The organism is Pseudarthrobacter oxydans (genome assembly GCF_013314975.1).
Lineage (GTDB): Bacteria > Actinomycetota > Actinomycetes > Actinomycetales > Micrococcaceae > Arthrobacter > Arthrobacter oxydans.
Window position 1 is genome coordinate 57,094 of sequence record NZ_JABTYH010000010.1, and the last position, 15,369, is coordinate 72,462.

At 60.6% G+C, this 15,369-nt stretch carries 14 protein-coding genes; 8 read left to right on the forward strand and 6 right to left on the reverse strand.

The genetic code is table 11. The features are described 5' to 3' along the window. Positions 1-30: 30 nt before the first annotated feature. Positions 31-1,554 carry a SulP family inorganic anion transporter gene (locus HTS88_RS08820; RefSeq protein ID WP_174177453.1) on the forward strand — a complete coding sequence of 508 codons (1,524 nt, stop codon included), beginning with the start codon at positions 31-33 and terminating at the stop codon, positions 1,552-1,554. Positions 1,555-1,762: 208 nt separating this feature from the next. Here HTS88_RS08820 and HTS88_RS08825 read toward each other — a convergent pair whose 3' ends face one another. The 4 genes from HTS88_RS08825 to HTS88_RS08840 form a co-directional block, all read right to left on the reverse strand. Continuing rightward, entirely contained in the window at positions 1,763-2,374 is a 612-nt protein-coding gene (locus tag HTS88_RS08825; RefSeq protein ID WP_174177455.1) for a recombinase family protein, read from the reverse strand. Between the two features lie 116 nt (positions 2,375-2,490). Further along, positions 2,491-3,678 (reverse strand): TniQ family protein, encoded by a 1,188-nt coding sequence (locus HTS88_RS08830; protein ID WP_306971292.1) that lies wholly within the window; start codon positions 3,676-3,678, stop codon positions 2,491-2,493. Beyond that, complete coding sequence (locus HTS88_RS08835; protein ID WP_425515554.1) at positions 3,675-4,589, reverse strand: TniB family NTP-binding protein; 915 nt, start codon at positions 4,587-4,589, stop codon at positions 3,675-3,677. Before HTS88_RS08835 ends, HTS88_RS08830 begins: the two co-directional genes overlap by 4 nt. Continuing rightward, complete coding sequence (locus HTS88_RS08840; protein ID WP_174177459.1) at positions 4,586-6,259, reverse strand: Mu transposase C-terminal domain-containing protein; 1,674 nt, start codon at positions 6,257-6,259, stop codon at positions 4,586-4,588. The genes HTS88_RS08835 and HTS88_RS08840 overlap by 4 nt, the downstream gene beginning before the upstream one ends. A 310-nt stretch (positions 6,260-6,569) precedes the next feature. On the opposite strand from HTS88_RS08840, the gene HTS88_RS08845 reads away from it, so the two are divergent. From HTS88_RS08845 to HTS88_RS08850, 3 genes are all read left to right on the forward strand, one after another. Beyond that, on the forward strand, positions 6,570-7,277 hold the full coding sequence (locus HTS88_RS08845; RefSeq protein ID WP_174177461.1) for a TIGR02391 family protein: 708 nt from the start codon (positions 6,570-6,572) through the stop codon (positions 7,275-7,277). Positions 7,278-7,382: 105 nt separating this feature from the next. Beyond that, positions 7,383-7,565: a WYL domain-containing protein gene (locus HTS88_RS22550; RefSeq protein ID WP_485061794.1), complete on the forward strand. Its 183-nt coding sequence runs from the start codon at positions 7,383-7,385 to the stop codon at positions 7,563-7,565. A gap of 11 nt (positions 7,566-7,576) precedes the next feature. Then, on the forward strand, positions 7,577-7,786 hold the full coding sequence (locus HTS88_RS08850; protein ID WP_174177463.1) for a DUF1653 domain-containing protein: 210 nt from the start codon (positions 7,577-7,579) through the stop codon (positions 7,784-7,786). Here the strand turns inward: HTS88_RS08850 and HTS88_RS08855 are convergent. After that, on the reverse strand, positions 7,783-8,457 hold the full coding sequence (locus HTS88_RS08855) for a hypothetical protein (RefSeq protein WP_174177465.1): 675 nt from the start codon (positions 8,455-8,457) through the stop codon (positions 7,783-7,785). The two genes, HTS88_RS08850 and HTS88_RS08855, sit on opposite strands and share 4 nt — an antisense overlap. 340 nt (positions 8,458-8,797) lie before the next feature. On the opposite strand from HTS88_RS08855, the gene HTS88_RS08860 reads away from it, so the two are divergent. Beyond that, positions 8,798-9,988: a Fic family protein gene (locus HTS88_RS08860; RefSeq protein ID WP_174177467.1), complete on the forward strand. Its 1,191-nt coding sequence runs from the start codon at positions 8,798-8,800 to the stop codon at positions 9,986-9,988. 92 nt (positions 9,989-10,080) lie between these two features. Next, positions 10,081-10,923, forward strand: coding sequence for a TIR domain-containing protein (locus HTS88_RS08865; RefSeq protein ID WP_174177469.1), 843 nt, complete (start codon positions 10,081-10,083; stop codon positions 10,921-10,923). 84 nt (positions 10,924-11,007) lie between these two features. Here HTS88_RS08865 and HTS88_RS08870 read toward each other — a convergent pair whose 3' ends face one another. Continuing rightward, positions 11,008-12,210 carry an IS110 family RNA-guided transposase gene (locus HTS88_RS08870; protein ID WP_343044913.1) on the reverse strand — a complete coding sequence of 401 codons (1,203 nt, stop codon included), beginning with the start codon at positions 12,208-12,210 and terminating at the stop codon, positions 11,008-11,010. A gap of 1,819 nt (positions 12,211-14,029) precedes the next feature. On the opposite strand from HTS88_RS08870, the gene HTS88_RS08875 reads away from it, so the two are divergent. Together HTS88_RS08875 and HTS88_RS08880 are read left to right on the forward strand one after the other, a co-directional pair. Continuing rightward, entirely contained in the window at positions 14,030-14,800 is a 771-nt protein-coding gene (locus tag HTS88_RS08875; RefSeq protein ID WP_104189715.1) for a ParA family protein, read from the forward strand. Then, positions 14,797-15,333 carry a hypothetical protein gene (locus tag HTS88_RS08880; RefSeq protein ID WP_174177471.1) on the forward strand — a complete coding sequence of 179 codons (537 nt, stop codon included), beginning with the start codon at positions 14,797-14,799 and terminating at the stop codon, positions 15,331-15,333. Before HTS88_RS08875 ends, HTS88_RS08880 begins: the two co-directional genes overlap by 4 nt. Positions 15,334-15,369 lie beyond the last annotated feature (36 nt).

Here is a 15,369-nt window from a genome sequence, read left to right on the forward strand (position 1 = left end):
CGTCTTCTTGAGCCTGAAACGGAGCCAGCATTGGCCGTTAAACCAGCCACGGATGCCCCGGCATTCACGCCCGAGCAGCTTCAGTCTGTCCGGGAAACCCTCAAATCCCCCAGACGGCTCAAGACCGAAGTCCTCGCCGGCCTCGTCGTCGCCCTGGCCCTGATCCCCGAAGCGATCGCCTTCTCGATCATCGCCGGCGTCGATCCTCGCCTGGGACTCTTCGCCTCCTTCACCATGGCCGTCACCATCGCCTTCGTCGGCGGACGCCCGGCCATGATCTCCGCCGCCACCGGCGCTATCGCCCTGGTGATCGCCCCGCTGGTGAAGTCCCACGGCGTGGACTACTTCATCGCCGCCGTCATCCTCGCCGGCATCTTCCAGATCATCCTGGGCCTGTCCGGGGTGGCCAAGCTCATGCGCTTCATCCCCCGCTCTGTCATGGTGGGCTTCGTCAACGCCCTGGCCATCCTGATCTTCATGTCCCAGGTCCCCGAACTGCTCGGCGTCCCGTGGCTGGTCTACCCGCTGGTGGCGCTGGCCCTGGTCATTGTCTTCGGACTGCCCAAACTGACCAACGTCGTTCCCGCCCCGCTGGTCGCCATCGTGGTCCTGACCCTCATCACCGTCCTGGCCTCCATCGTGGTCCCCACCGTAGGCGACAAGGGCGACCTGCCCGAATCACTGCCGTCACTGTTCATCCCCAACGTGCCGTTCACACTGGAGACCCTGCAGGTACTCTTCCCGTTCGCGCTTGCCATGGCCTTCGTGGGGCTCCTGGAATCCCTGATGACCGCCAAGCTGGTCGATGACGTCACGGACACCCGCTCCCACAAAACCCGGGAGGCCTGGGGCCAGGGCGTGGCCAACATCATTACCGGTTTTACCGGCGGCATGGGCGGTTGCGCCATGATCGGCCAGACCATGATCAACGTCAAAGCCTCCGGCGCCCGCACACGCATATCGACCTTCCTTGCCGGCGTTTTCCTGCTGATCCTGGTGGTGGCGCTCGGAGGCGTAGTCTCGGTCATCCCCATGGCCGCCCTCGTCGCAGTGATGATCTTCGTATCCTGGGCCACCTTCGACTGGCACAGCATCCACCCCCGCACCCTGAAGATGATGCCCAAGAGCGAAACCCTGGTCATGGTCGCCACCGTCATCGTCACCGTCGCCACCCACAACCTGGCCATCGGCGTCGGCGTCGGCGTCCTCGTGGCCATGGTGATGTTCGCCCGCCGCGTGGCCCACTTCGTCACCGTCGAACGCACCGTCAAGACCGTGGACGGCCACGAAACCGCCACCTACGTAGTGGACGGCGAACTGTTCTTCGCCTCCTCCAACGACCTCTACACCCAGTTCGAATACGCCCACGATCCGGAACACGTGATCATCGATATGCACGCCTCCCACCTCTGGGACGCCTCCACCATCGCAGCCCTGGACGCCATCACCGAGAAATACCACCACCACGGCAAGGACGTGAAGATCATCGGCCTCAACGATGCCAGCATCCTCATGCGCGAACGCCTCGGCGGGAAACTCGGCGCAGGCCACTAGCCAACCGCCACGAATGACTGAAGGACCCTGACCGAATCCGGTCAGGGTCCTTTTCGTCGCTGCAGCGGCCCCATGAAGACCAGCGAAGGCGGACATGGCCCGAATGAATCCGCAAAACCTGTGCACCTGGGATTTTGAACCTGTGCACTCGACCCCAGGCAAAAGGATTCACTCAGCATTGCCGCCGCCAGCGACCGCCGCCCCGCTTCTACCGATTGAGAAGCTTCTCGCCATCGGGGCGCAGATCTCCGGTCGGCGATACGTGCCGGTACAGGGTCTGGCGGGTGATCCCGAGCTCGGTGCAAAGTTCACCGACATTAGTGCCGGCCTTGCCCATCGAGGCCATGGCCAGCCGCAGCTTCGCTGGGGTCATCTTGTAGGGACGTCCGCCGTTGCGGCCGCGGGCCCGTGCCGAGGCGAGCCCGGCGAGGGTGCGTTCGGAGATAAGTTCGCGTTCGAATTCGGCAAGGGCGGCGAAGATCCCGAAGACGAGCTTTCCGGAGGCGGTCGTGGTGTCGATAGCCGCCCCCTGCCCGGTGAGGACCTTGAGCCCGATGCCACGCTCGGTCAGGTCGTGGACGATGTTGACCAGGTGGCGCAGGTCCCGGCCCAGCCGGTCGAGCTTCCACACCACCAGAGTGTCGCCGTGTCGCAGGGCTTTCAGGCAGGCGGCCAGGTGGGGCCGGTCATCCTTTTTCCCGGAGGCCATGTCCTCGTAAAGCGAAGTCTGTTCGATACCGGCGGCCAGGAGTGCGTCCCGCTGCAGGTCCGTGGTTTGGGAACCGTCGGCTTTCGAGACGCGCATGTATCCGACCAGCACCCGACTTCTCCTCTGTCATTTATACGTTCGTTTAAGTGACGGCAAAAGTCTGAATCCGCCTGAGTCCGAATTGCGTCACTTAACCCGTGATTTATTCTACGTCAGTCAAAGGGTGGTCATCCTTCTGTTTGTGACAGAAAGTTGAGGGGTATCTGAAGCTCGGCGAAGGTGTCCCGAAGACCGCGCAGAGATTCTTCACTGCGGCACCCGTAGCGTGCGAAGTCGAAGAGGTGCTTCGCGACCACGGGATCCGTCTTGGCTGCTTCGATGCACGAGTCCAAGGTAGCCGTCGCCTGGTTCCAGAGTTCATCCAGTGTCGGCCGCTTCTGCACGCCGTCGGCGCCTATCAGTGATCCTGGTGGGGTTCCATCGCTGATCGCGGTGTCCGGTTCGGGGCGCAGCAGGTGCCCGGAGGTACCCCGGGCGGTCAGGGAGCCGTCCTCGATCAGTTCCATCGCCGCGGCGGCCGCTTCGAGCAGTTGCTGCTGGACGGTCCAGTTCAGGGTCTCGAACGGTTGCCATGAATGCAGGCCAGCCCGGAACGGGTGGCCGCAGTGTTCCCAGACACGGCGCACGTCATCCAGCTGCCTCCCGTAACGTCCCTGAGCTGTGCTGAGTTCGTCCAGGAGGGTCCGCAGCAGCCGGAACCAGACGCCGGCGTTAACCGGATACCGGGGAAGGTCAACGGATCCTGTTGTTATCGCCTGCCAGGTCCGCCGGTCCATGATGGACAACGAGTCCGGAAGCGCCCGCTGGTCATAGGCGGGAGCTGTCCACATGATGTAGTCCGCCGGGTGTCCTTCATAGGTCTCGAGCCGGCGCCGGTGGACCGTGCAGCTGGCCATGACCGGCACTTGCCAGAAGAGCAGCAGCGTCGAGCCGGACTCCAGGCATTCACGGCATCCCCGCTTCGCCGCGGTTTCCGAGAGCCACGGCAGCCACTTTCGCGGAGCATAAATATTTCGCCGCCCGGGCGACAGGAGCAGCGAGAACTGGTGCACGTAGGTTTCGTATGTATCGGGTGCAGGGGTGAGGGTGTCGAAGAGCCATGGCACCCATCCGGACATGGTCATGGCGCTGACGCGGTGTTGATCGAGCCCGCTGCGCTTGGCGAGCACTTCGAGCAGGTGCACCGGCGGGTCCAGGTCCAGCTCGGCGTCGCGAAGTTCCTGCTGGCCAAGTCCGTGTTCGAGCAGTTCGTAGGAGTACATGCTGTAGCTGGCGGCGATCCGCCGCATCCATGAGGACAACGATTCCGTTTCTGCAGGCGCGGGGTGCAAGGGCCAGCGCTCCGGCGGTCTCACCTGAGCTCGCGTTCGAACTTCCGGCGCCGGATGCTGGGGCCGTCGTATTCGGCAAGCGTCAGCGTCCGGTGATTGATGGATTCCTCACCGCTGTCCACAGCGGCCACTGCGGCTTCGGTCAGGAGCAATGTAAGTTCCCCGATGGTGCCCTCACTCCGGGTAAGGAGGTAACGGGCCATATCATCGGTCGCCAGATTCGAGTGCTGATGAAGCGGGAAAGATGAGGCGAAGCTGGCCAGCAGCGACGACAGGTCGGCGTTGGCCTCCCACAAAGGCAGCGTGACGGGCTCAAACCGGTTTTCGAGCTGATCATCGGAACGGATGGCCAGATAGGCCTCACGGGTTCCTACCCCCACCAGCGGGATCCGCAGCTCGTTCCCCAGGAAGCGCAGCAGGTTCAAGAATTCACGCCGGACGTCGGCCCGGCCGGCCAGCACGTTGTGCAGTTCGTCAATTACCAAGATCCGCACTCCCACGCGGCGGAGCACGGCAAGGGTGAGCTGTTCCAGGTCAGCGACGCGTCGGCGCGGTACCGTGGGCGCGCCGAGTGCGGCGAGTACGGCCGTGTAAAACCGCGGGATGGACGGTTCGGAGGGCATCTGGACGCACAGTACGGGGATGTGCTCCTGGTCGTCGTCCGAGTGCGCAGGGTGCTGGCGTCGGAACCGTTCGATGATCATGGACTTGCCGTTGTTGGTCGGTCCGATCAGCAGGAGGTTAGGCATGCGTTGTTTGCCGGGCCAGTCATAGAGCGTTTCTAGCCGGGTGAGGGTCTGGACGGCCAAGGGGTAGCCGATCCAGCGGTCCGCCCGGATGCGCCGGATTCGTTCCTCCGCCGGCAGCCGGGCCATGGTCTGGGCCCAGGGCTGGAGATGGGAGAGATCCGGGGGCGGGTAGTCATCGCTGGTCACCACTGCTCCACCTCTTCAAAAGGACGGGCAGTCGCCGCGTCACGGTCGGGCGGAGGCATTTCATCAGGCGGAGCCGACGCTTCCGCCACGGATTCGGAGGCCTGCAAGTGGCGCCTTCGCTGCAGGTCCCGGCGTGATCTGCGGGTTGCCCGTTGCGCCGCGGCGGCAATTTCGCGCATTTGATCGATCGTGCGGAACAGTGCTTCCTCATTGACCTGATCGTGTCCCTGCTGACGGAGTCGCACCAGTGCCTGCCGATGCTCCCACAAGGTGACCGCAGGGTGGGAAATGGTGCGGTACGGGACTTCCACATATGCCGTCCCTTCCGGTTCCAGCACCCAGACCCTGCTAATGTCGCGCGGGTCCCGCCTGATGACGAACTTCTCGTCCCGGTCCCGCCGTGCGATCCAGGGTTTGAGCGCGTTTGCGAAGTAATGGACATGGTCGATGACGAAACCGGTGCGGGTGATTTGGCGCCGGATGACCGGCAGAAAATCGATGAGAAATGCTGCCGGGTGGGAGACCACGGGCTGCTCACCGAACTCTCTTACGCCCCCGTCCCAGCGCCCGGCGGGTGTCTGGTTCAGGGATGTGTGGATGCTGCCGTGGTAGCTGGCGACCGCTAAGGTCAGCCAGCGTTCGAGCTCCGTAAGCGTCAGGGCGGACATTTTGTCGGCATCGTAACCGCCACGTTGTCCCGGGTTCGAGAAGGTCGTCCCCGGCAGTTCATGGACCCGCTGCATCACCGTTCCGATGATGCGCTCCACTATGCCGCCGTAGTGCGGGCGCCCAAGTGGCCGGTAGCTGAGCTTAATGCCGTGCTGTTCGCAACCGCGGCGCAACGCTTCGCTCTTGAATTCCGAAGCGTTGTCCAGGAACAAAACCTTGGGCTTACCGCTCATTGGCCAGGCCGCGTCCACACCCAAGGCTTCGATCCACGGCCGCTTGTCGCAGGCCATGTGTGCGATGCACAAGCCCACCGAAACCGCAGACGGCGCCTCCAAAGTCACAACCATTCCCAGGATGCACCGGCTGTAACCATCGATAGCAACCGTCAGGTAGGGCCTACCGATAGGCTGCCGGTCCCGGTCATCGACGACAATCAAGTCAATCACGGTGTGGTCGATCTGGACCTGGTCCAACGGAGCCATGATCTCCGGCACCGTCCCGCCGGCCGACTGCAAGGGCCGGGCGGCGTCGCTACCCTCCCGGCTGCGCGTGACTTCCACCGGATGCAGCGCCTCAATCCGGATGGCAACAGTGTTCCTTGCCGGCCCCGTCAATCCCAGCGTCTTGCACTCACGCACAATTTGGCGGTGCACGACCGCGAGAGACGGCTTTTGCTTCGTCAGGTAAGTCCTCCGGATGACTTCCCTGATCACGGCTTCCACAGGTTCCGACAGCCGCCTGCCTCCCCGGCCGCCAGCGGAGCGACCCGGGGCAAGATCCGTCAGCAGACCCGTACCCTTCCGGTGTCGGCCGATCAGGATGTAGACCTGCCGCCGCGACAATCCCAACTCTTCGGCCGCGCTGTCCGCCGCGCCGTGAGTGACCGTGGCCAGGGCTGCCAAAGGCGCGATTACCTCGTCCTGCCGGCGTAGGCGCTCCCACGCCCTATCCGACATACCCAGCACCCCCCGCTCGAGGATCTGCGGGTCATCCGATGTCATTACGGGCGCTGACGGTGCAGACGACTCTTGACCATGATTCAGGCTAGTGCAGACGACTTCTGATGAAAATGCCGGCAGTGCACGCTACTTCTGACAAGGGGTTGTCAACAGTCCCGTGCACCGGGACCATACTTCCCCATGAAGGGGTGCAGACGTCTTCTGAAAACGACAACCCGACCGGCCCATCCCTGCCCCGAACGGGTGTCTTGAAAAGCTGTTGAATTTCAAGACACCCGCAGTGCTTCCATTGCGGCACGTCTGCCCTAGTCCCTTTGAATTTGCTTGCCAACCTTTCACCTACGCTTGCCTTATGTATCGTCCCCTTATCCCGTTCGAAGACGTCCGCAACCTGCCGCTACCTGATTTAGCTTTGAAACTATTAGCGAAGCTGGACACGGGAACCGTGACCGCCAACAACACCTTCCGAGGTTTTGACGCGGCAATGAGGGATGACCAACAGCCTGACCGGCAGGTCTTGTTGAATAGACTAAGTGACGCCTGGGCATGGCTGGAGTCTCATGGGCTGCTGGGTCCAGACACGCAAGCTGCATCGAACTGGCAACGAGTGACGGCGTCAGGATGTGAGCTTATAAACGATCCGAAGGCAATTTCGAAGGTTTGGGCTGCTGACAGATTGGCTGGCGCACTCGACCCACTGTTATCGTCCGCTCGTTCCAATTTTGCCCTCGGAGATTACGAAACCGCCTGCTTCGCAGCCCTAAAAGCGGTGGAAGTAGAGGTAAGGCGTGTGGCGAGCCTCCCCGATGAGACCATCGGTGTCCACCTCATGCGGAAAGCCTTTAATACCAAAGACGGGCTGTTGACGGACACCGCGGCTGAAGGTGGAGAGAAAGAGGCCACCGCCAATCTCTTTGCCGGCGCCATAGGCGCATACAAGAATCCAACTAGCCACCGTACGGTCCAATTCGATGACCCTATGGAAGCGGTTGAAGTGATTCAGCTTGCTGACCTTCTACTGCGGATCGTACACAGAGCTGAAAAGAGACTTGCGCCCTGACGCCAAAATCTCCATTCTCGCTGGTAACGCGACAATTCCTTCTCCGAGAAGATATGCGCCTCCGCTACCTGAGTGGGATACCATCCACGTGTGAGCTCAGAAGACGTGACAATCGACTACACCAATCACCGCGGTGAGCGGTTCACGCGCACGATCCGTCCAGTACGGATCTGGTTCGGGTCCACCGAGTGGCATGACCAGGACCAGTGGATGCTTGAAGCCCACGACTACTCGCGGAATGCACTTAGGAATTTTTCTCTCGCTGATATCCATCGCTGGTCTAGCTAGAAGGCCTTACGATGGCTCTCGAACCAGGCATCTACGAGCACTTCAAAGGGGAGCGATACGAGGTCTTCGGAGTGGGTCGCCACAGTGAGACAGAAATTGACTTTGTCTACTACCGGAAACTCTACGACGACTACAGCTTCTGGGTGCGCCCACTGTCCATGTTCACTGAACAGGTCGTCCGTGACGGGTACAGCGGGCCCCGCTTCTATCGCGTTGCTTAATTGATCGGAGCGGCGTCTGAGCGCTGCTGCCACTCTTTGGGACACACCTTCTTCAAGTCTTTTGCCGCGTTCACTGAACGATCGAGGAAAAGTGCAGGATCGGTTACCGGCACCATGGAGTGGCCCATCTGACGAGCGCCGACTGGCCCACTATAGAGATAAAATCCAGCGCTCGGGACAAGTTCATTCCCTCTGGGGACAAGAGCAACGACTCCATATCCGTACGACTGTACGTGCGGAGATGATAAGTCGTGGTTCGCGAAGATGTAGTGAAACTCCTTGCGTTCCTTGTCTACGTAGCTTGCCGTGGTGCTCCAATGACAAAAGGGACGGCCGTCGTTATGGTAGTTCGTCCCGTCAAAGTCGTAGCGACGTTTCCAGAACCTGTATCGGATGACACCAACGCTGAACTGACGTCCGTATCCTTCTGGGGTCCACTCACACCAAGTACCCTCAATTGCTAGCTTGCCGCCGGAATTGCGAGCCACCAGCGAACGAAGATATTCGAAAATAAAATTTCCACCGATACCCAAAACCGCACCGACAACCGCCCAAATCCACTCCATACGGACATACTGACAGAACACGGGAAAGGATGCTGTGCGTAGGCCTGGCGGCTCGATCTTAAATCCTGGTGGCACTGTACGTGATTCACCTGATGGAGCGATCACGAGGGCAGGATAGGTTTCTCGGAATCAGACCTTGCTTCCCTGACCAGCACCTCTCGTTAGCGTGGTTGCGGCGGTCCCCAGCCTCTCAAACTCGTGCAATAGGGAGCGAACTTCCGTTCTTGGCGCTTCGTTAGGCCGCGGAGGCAGCTTACGGATCTGGCTTGTCACCGAGTCGAGGGTCGTATTTTCCTGAGGGAGGATCAGGTTTTTCGTTTCCAGGTCCGAGCTCTACTTCCCCTAATGGCCCTGCTGACACGTCCGCAATTCACCGACACCCCTTCAGGGGCGTACTTTGCTAACTGATGTAAGATCAGTTAGTAACTGACCAAGGAGGAAGCTGGTGCTGTACCAAGTCCCCATTCTCGAAGACGTGGATTACCAAGTGCTTGGGGCCGTTGACGGGCTCCGCGAGAAGCTGCGCTTTCAAGTTCGTGAGCCGCGACGATGGACCGGTCTTTTGCGTCGAGTGGCTCTCGCTCGTGCGATCCGTGGTTCTAACAGTATCGAGGGCTTTCACGTAGACGTGAACGATGCCTTTGCCGCTGTTGGAGAGGAGGAACCCATGACTGCTGACCATGCCGCTTGGTCGGCAGTCAAGGGTTATCGAGATGCCATGACCTACGTCCTGCAATTGGCAAACGAAGAGGACTTTGAGTACTCGGATGCGCTCATCAAGAGTCTTCATTTTATGATGCAGCACTACGACCTTACGAAGTGGCCCGGCCGGTATAGGAAGGGCCCAATTTACGTATACGACGAAGACCAAGACATGCAGGTTTATGAGGGCCCAAACCCTGAGACAGTGCCAGCACTGATGCGAGAACTAGTCGTGGCCGTCAACAAACAGACCAAGACTCCCGCCATTGTCCGCGCGGCCATGGCACACCTGAATTTAGTCATGATCCATCCCTTCAAAGACGGGAACGGGAGGATGGCGCGGTGCTTACAGGCACTGGTTCTCGCCCGAGAAGGTGTCCTTGCACCTGAGTTCTGCTCGATCGAGGAGAACCTTGCAAGAAACGAGCAGGCGTACTACAAGGTTCTCGCTGATGTCGGCAAAGGGAGCTGGCACCCAGAGAATGATGCCATCCGCTGGATTCGATTTTGTTTGACTGCACACTACCGGCAAGCGCTGACGGTACTCCGTCGCACCCAGCAGGCAGAGATGCTTTGGGGTGTTGCTGAACGCGAAATCCACGCAGCTGGACTAAACGAAAGGTGTATTGGCCCATTCTTCCACGCGCTTTCGGGGTATCGATTACGCAATCAGACATATAGAGAAATCGAGGATGTCTCGGTGAATTTAGCGAGCCGTGACTTAGCAGAGCTCGTGACGGCGGGTCTGCTAGAAGCTTTTGGCGCAAAGAAAGGCCGACATTACGAGCCCGTAGAGCGCCTCAAAGAGGAAAGCTTGGAAGTTAGAGCGAAAGTACGCCGAGAACATCCCTTGGATGCAGACCCTTACGAGGCACTGGCTGAAGGAGGACGACTAGAAGGCGCCACGGAAGTTTTTGAGCCGAGACTGTTTTAGCTGACCATCTTTGTTGGTCGAGCAACGGATAAGCTCCGCCGCGACGAGGTTCCCCTACTATTCAACCCCCTACGCCTATCTGGACTTACATCATGAACGTACGACTTATGGTTTCACCAGCGCAACTACGGCAGAAGCTCAATGAGGCGATGACTCAGGGCTCAAACCTCCTCGCCACCGACGCCAGAGATGATTTGACTGTTCTCTCGGCGGGCTATCAAACCTGGGACAAGCGAAATCAACTCATCTTGGAGGGCAGCTTCGAAACCAAGTCATTTTTTCAAGCTGGGCCAAAAGCTGATTACTTAGACTTCCGCGGGCTTTCGTACGGTTTCGGGTTGGACCATGTCGAGGGGGTCAGTACAGAAGGATTGCGAAGCGACATCGAGAAGAAGATTCAGAGGCTTGCCGTGATTAGAGAGAACCTGGACTTCTACAGATACGAATCTCAGCGAAATGACGATCGTGGTCTCGCTCAGGAATCACCTTCGATTTTTCTAATCCATGGCCGGGCGGAAGCACCGCGCCTCCAGGTCCAGAATCTGTTGCTCCGCGCCACCGCTCACGAAGCGGTAGTGCTGATGGAGAAGACCAACCAAGGTGCAACGATCATCGAAAAATTGGAGGAACAGCTAGGCCAACGGGCTGGTTTCGCGGTCGTGATCATCACGGGAGATGATCACGGCGGCCTGGCTGGCTCGCCAGAAATGCAGCCCCGCGCCCGTCAAAACGTGATCTTGGAACTAGGTTATGCAATGGGCCGAGTAGGACGACGCAACGTCACGATTCTTTACGAAGAGGGCGTGGAACTCCCCTCAGACATAGCAGGCGTGGCGTACTACCCTCTTGACTCTCATGGTGGATGGCAGCGTCACCTGCTCGGTGACTTGAAGGCAGCGGGATTCCAAGTGAGTTCAGAGGCTTTACTGTCGTAAATTGCCTGACCTGCTCCCCACGCAACCGTAGCCCGCGTTTTCCGCCCTCAGATGAGGATGATTTTATGGGGATGTCGTGGATCGTCAGACTGTCACGGGTCTATCCTTGGTCGTCGCGAGGGAGTATTTAGTGCCGTCGCGAAGCATTGCCCAAATGACATTAAGACGTCGCCTGGCGAGGGAAAGAAGCGCCTGAGTATGTGTTTTTCCTTCGATGCGTTTGCGGTCGTAGTAGGTTCTGGAGGCGAGACAGCTCTTCAGCGCCGAAAGGCCGGACAGGTAGAAGACGCGTAGGAGCCGCCTATCGTACCGTCTGGGCCGATGGTGGTTGCCGGTGATACGACCGGAGTCCCGGGGTGCCGGGGCCAGTCCGACAACGGCCGCGAATCGGTCAGCGGTTTGGAAGACCGTTAGGTCTCCGCCTGTAGCGCCGAGGAACTCGGCAGCGAGGACCGGCCCGAACCCAGGCATGCTCAACAACACCTCGGTGGGCTGGTGTTTCACGACCTTATCGCTGATGAGCGCATCGAGTTTGGCAAGCTCCTCGTTCAAAGTCAGGATTTCCTGGGCAAGTGCGGCGACGATCTCCTCCCCATGTACTGGGCGGGAACGATGGTGTGCTGGGATTTCGCCGCCTCCACGGCAGCTGCGGCCACTGCTGCCGACGAACGGGTACCGTGCTTCTTGAGCCAAGCATGGATCCTGGCTTGGCCCGCGCGGCGGATCCCGTCCGGTGTGCGGTGTCTTGTCAGCAGGGTCAGGGCTGCCTTGGAACGGCTGTAGTCGAAGGCCCGATCCAGCGCGGGGAAGTATTCCAGCAGCTGGGGCTTGCAGACGGTTGATCGCTCTTACTCGGTCTGCGGACTTGTCCGCCCACCGGGCGGTCAGGAGCCGCAGCCCAATGCTCACCTCATCCCCTGCGCGCAGGGGCTGCACGTCAGTTCGCATCCGGGCCTGGTCGGCGATGACCGCAGCATCTTTCGCGTCGGTTTTACCTTCGCCGCGGTAAATCTTGGAAGCGTGGTGCACAGTACGACCCGGGATGTAGAGGATGTCCTGGCCGTGACCGACTAGTAAGGCAATCAACAGCGCCGGTCCGCCGTGGTTCAGGTCAGTCGCCCACACCACCGCGTCCCCCGCGGCAAGCTCCAGCACGTTGGCCAGGAGCTGAAGCAGCGCTGGTTCATCATTGGGGACTCTCTGCGAAAGCAGACGGTTTCCGTCGCCGTCGATCACAACGCAGTGGTGATGGGCTTTGCCGGCATCGATGCCGGCCCATAGTTGCACCAAGAACAGCCTCCAGTCTGTTAGATGGGTTAGAGCCCAGCAGATAACCGCGCCGTCGTGTCCTTATCCGGCGATCATGTCGCGTCTCTCAATCAGCGGTCGGGTCATCGCGGGGTGACGGGCGGCCAATCCTTCGAAGCCGTCACGAAACGTCCGGCACAGCAACCAAAGCCATACCCGTCTCCCCTGGGTAGCCACGACCCTACAATGGCCGCGGGACTGAGCCCGGTAACAACATAAGGACAGCAACCAGAAAACGTCGTAGACAAGGCAGGGCCAGGGGGTCCGGAGCTCTGCGACGGCGCGCCCTGGACCCAACAGCCGGCCGCGAAGCGGACGCCCTTCAACTGGTTGAAGGGCGTCGAAAACCAGTGCGAGCCCCGCGAGCATGCGGTCCCGGCAAAGCTGGCCGACGAAGGGAACGCGGCGCCCGCTGCTAGACACCACGTCCAGTAGTAACGCTACTTACTATCTGGCCGGCACATAAGGCCGGGCTGACGTCCGGACCTGCCTGTCGGAAGGGATCAATTAGCCCCTCCCCTTGTGGCCGCCAAGGACTGCGCCCTCCAACTCCTGCTGATCGAGGACGAGACAAACGTCAGCACCGTTATCGGCGAGACCTTCGACGAAGGGCGGTGGTAAGCCAACCCGGCAAGCCTGCCGCCATGCGTTCATGCATGAATGAATGCACGCATGCATGCATGCAGGCTAGCGTGCCTGCAGGCCAGCAAGCAGGATGGCACGCATGCCAGGCACGCGCGCCGGCCCCGCTCCTCCCCCACAAGCATGGACGACACCGTGAGGTCACGGTACGCGGTTCGCGGGAGGCTAACAATTACCGGGCCGGAGCCCGACCGGGCACGGGCGGGAGGAAGGGCTGGCGGCAGCAAAGGGGTAGATGGCTTCCCGGGCCAGACAGCAAGCGTTGCTTCCTTCATACGTAAATGCACGCACTCCCGCTTTCCTTCAGGAATATGAGCTCCGCCTGGGGATGTCGGCTTGCGATGTGCCATTCCTTCTTTCATGCATGAATGAAAGCAAGACAGAAAGAGCCGGTCCGGCACCGCGAACAGGCATTCATTCATGCCTGAAAGATTGACGAAGTTCCCGAAGCTCCAACAGGCCGGCTTGCCTGCATTCATGCATGAAGATTCGAAGCCGCGGCAGTTCATGGACCTTCTGGGTTAACTAATCCCAGATCTCGAAGATCACATGAGCGGCTACGGAAGGAATGCATTCATTCATGCATGAAAGAGCCTGTGGAAATGAAGCCAAGGTCCGGGGCCGGACGGCGTTGCCTCAAGCAAGCCAGATGGCCAGCCAGCTTGAGCGCATGTGTGCAAAACCTGGAGGCCAGCGTGCATGCCCTCCTGCATTCCCGCATGCAAGCCAGCGTGCAGGCAGGCGTGCGCGACAGCTTGCATGCATGCATGCATTAGGGCGCTACAGAAAGAAGGCAGGAATAGCTCAATCCTGCCCACCCGTCGGCTCCAGACGCGGCGCAGACTCCCGTCCAATCATTCTGCCAGGTGGCGGTCTTGCAATCGTTCATGCATGAATGCATGCAGCAATGACCCCCGGCAGGGCCGGAGGACGCCTGGCCAGCAAGGGAATCGGCCCCTGACCCTTGTGGGGGAGGGGCGTGGTCGGCGTGCTCGTGGCACCGACAACGAACGGCAGGAAGGAACGCATCATGCGTGCGTGCATCCTTTCTTTCATGCATGAAAGAAAGAAATCTGTCATGCCAGTTTGATCACAGCGGGGGTGCGGTCGGCGTGGCTCCTTGTAACGCACATGTGCGCCCGGGAAGCTTGAACCCATGCAAACAATCATGGTTTACAGCGAGTCAGGTGGCGCCACCAAAACGACGTCAGCTGTCTCTCTCGCCGCTGTAACTGCCGCCTCGGGGCGCAAGGTTGTCCTCGTTGATCTGGACCCGCGTGCCGCCGCAACCAAATGGATCGGGGTGGCACCGAAGGAGTCTGGCCTCCACGTCGGTGCCATCCTGGGCGACCCGGACCCGGAAGGTTGGGCTGAAGACCTAGCCGTAGAGTCCAGCTGGTTCCCCAACCTCCGCGTCGTTCCGTCTGCCCGCAGCGTCTCCAACCGTGAAGCAGACCGAGCCGATCACGCAGAGCTCCGCCTGAAGACATCCCTGGTGGGAATCGACGCTGACGTCGTCATCATCGACTGCCCGAACCGTCAGGGTGGGCCGCTCACTCTCTCCGCGCTCAACGCAGCGGACACCATCGTGTACGCCGCCGGCGCCACGGTGGACGGTGTCGATGGGGTAGCGGGTGCCCGCCGCAGCGTTGAACAGTTCCGCACCTCACGCAAGCGCATCGGTGCGCCCGACAACCTCCATGAAGCCGGCATCATCGTCGGCGCCGTCGCCTCCACCGTCATGTCCAGAATCGCTGTCGCCAGCATCGAGGAACTGCGTGAAACCGGGATGCTGCTCACCCCGCTGGTCCCGCACCGTACCATCGTCCAAGAGATGCGCATGACCCAGGAGTGGTACGGGGAGTACCGCAAAGGCCTGCCAGTAGTGGAGGCTTACACCGAGCTGATGAAAGAGATCGTCCGATGACCGAGGCAAGCGTAATCAAAGACCGACCCGCACAGCTGCGCCGCAGGCCCCGGCCGGCCCCGGACGACACGGTGGACCCTGTCGACTACAACCCGGCAACGCATACACCGGCAGCTCCGTCCGCCGCCCCGGTCCAGGTTGGGGCCACCCCCGTCAGTGGGGGAGGGGAGAAGGAGCCGGCCGAGGAAGCAGCGCCAGCTTCGGTTCCTGCTCTAGCGGCTGAGCCCGTCTCAGCGCCAGAGGCTGCAGGAGAGTCGTCGCTCCAGGCAGCACCTGCCCTGGCTGCACCTGCAGCGGTCGCGGTTCCCTTCGAGTCGCTGGCACCAACTCCTGCCCGCCAGACCTCCAGAGGGTCAAAGGCCAAGGCGACTACGAACAAGAAGTCCCAGCGCCGCGAGGTCACCTTCCCGCTGAGCACCCGCGTCTCCCAGGAGATCCTGGATCTGCTCTACGACGCCCAGGAAAACGAGGGCGTCACCCTGCGAGACGCGATCGAGCAGGGTGTCCGAATGCGCTGGGGCTCCAACCGCTAACCCGCATTTCCGCGGTCATGCTTTCATGCATTCATT

What these genes read in the sequence shown, in the direction of transcription:
- HTS88_RS08840 (WP_174177459.1), bottom strand. Translation starts at nt 6,259, where the DNA reads ATGACATCGGATGACCCGCAGATCCTCGAGCGGGGGGTGCTGGGTATG.
- HTS88_RS08845 (WP_174177461.1), top strand. Translation starts at nt 6,570, where the DNA reads ATGTATCGTCCCCTTATCCCGTTCGAAGACGTCCGCAACCTGCCGCTA.
- HTS88_RS08850 (WP_174177463.1), top strand. Translation starts at nt 7,577, where the DNA reads ATGGCTCTCGAACCAGGCATCTACGAGCACTTCAAAGGGGAGCGATAC.
- HTS88_RS08865 (WP_174177469.1), top strand. Translation starts at nt 10,081, where the DNA reads ATGAACGTACGACTTATGGTTTCACCAGCGCAACTACGGCAGAAGCTC.
- HTS88_RS08875 (WP_104189715.1), top strand. Translation starts at nt 14,030, where the DNA reads ATGCAAACAATCATGGTTTACAGCGAGTCAGGTGGCGCCACCAAAACG.
- HTS88_RS08880 (WP_174177471.1), top strand. Translation starts at nt 14,797, where the DNA reads ATGACCGAGGCAAGCGTAATCAAAGACCGACCCGCACAGCTGCGCCGC.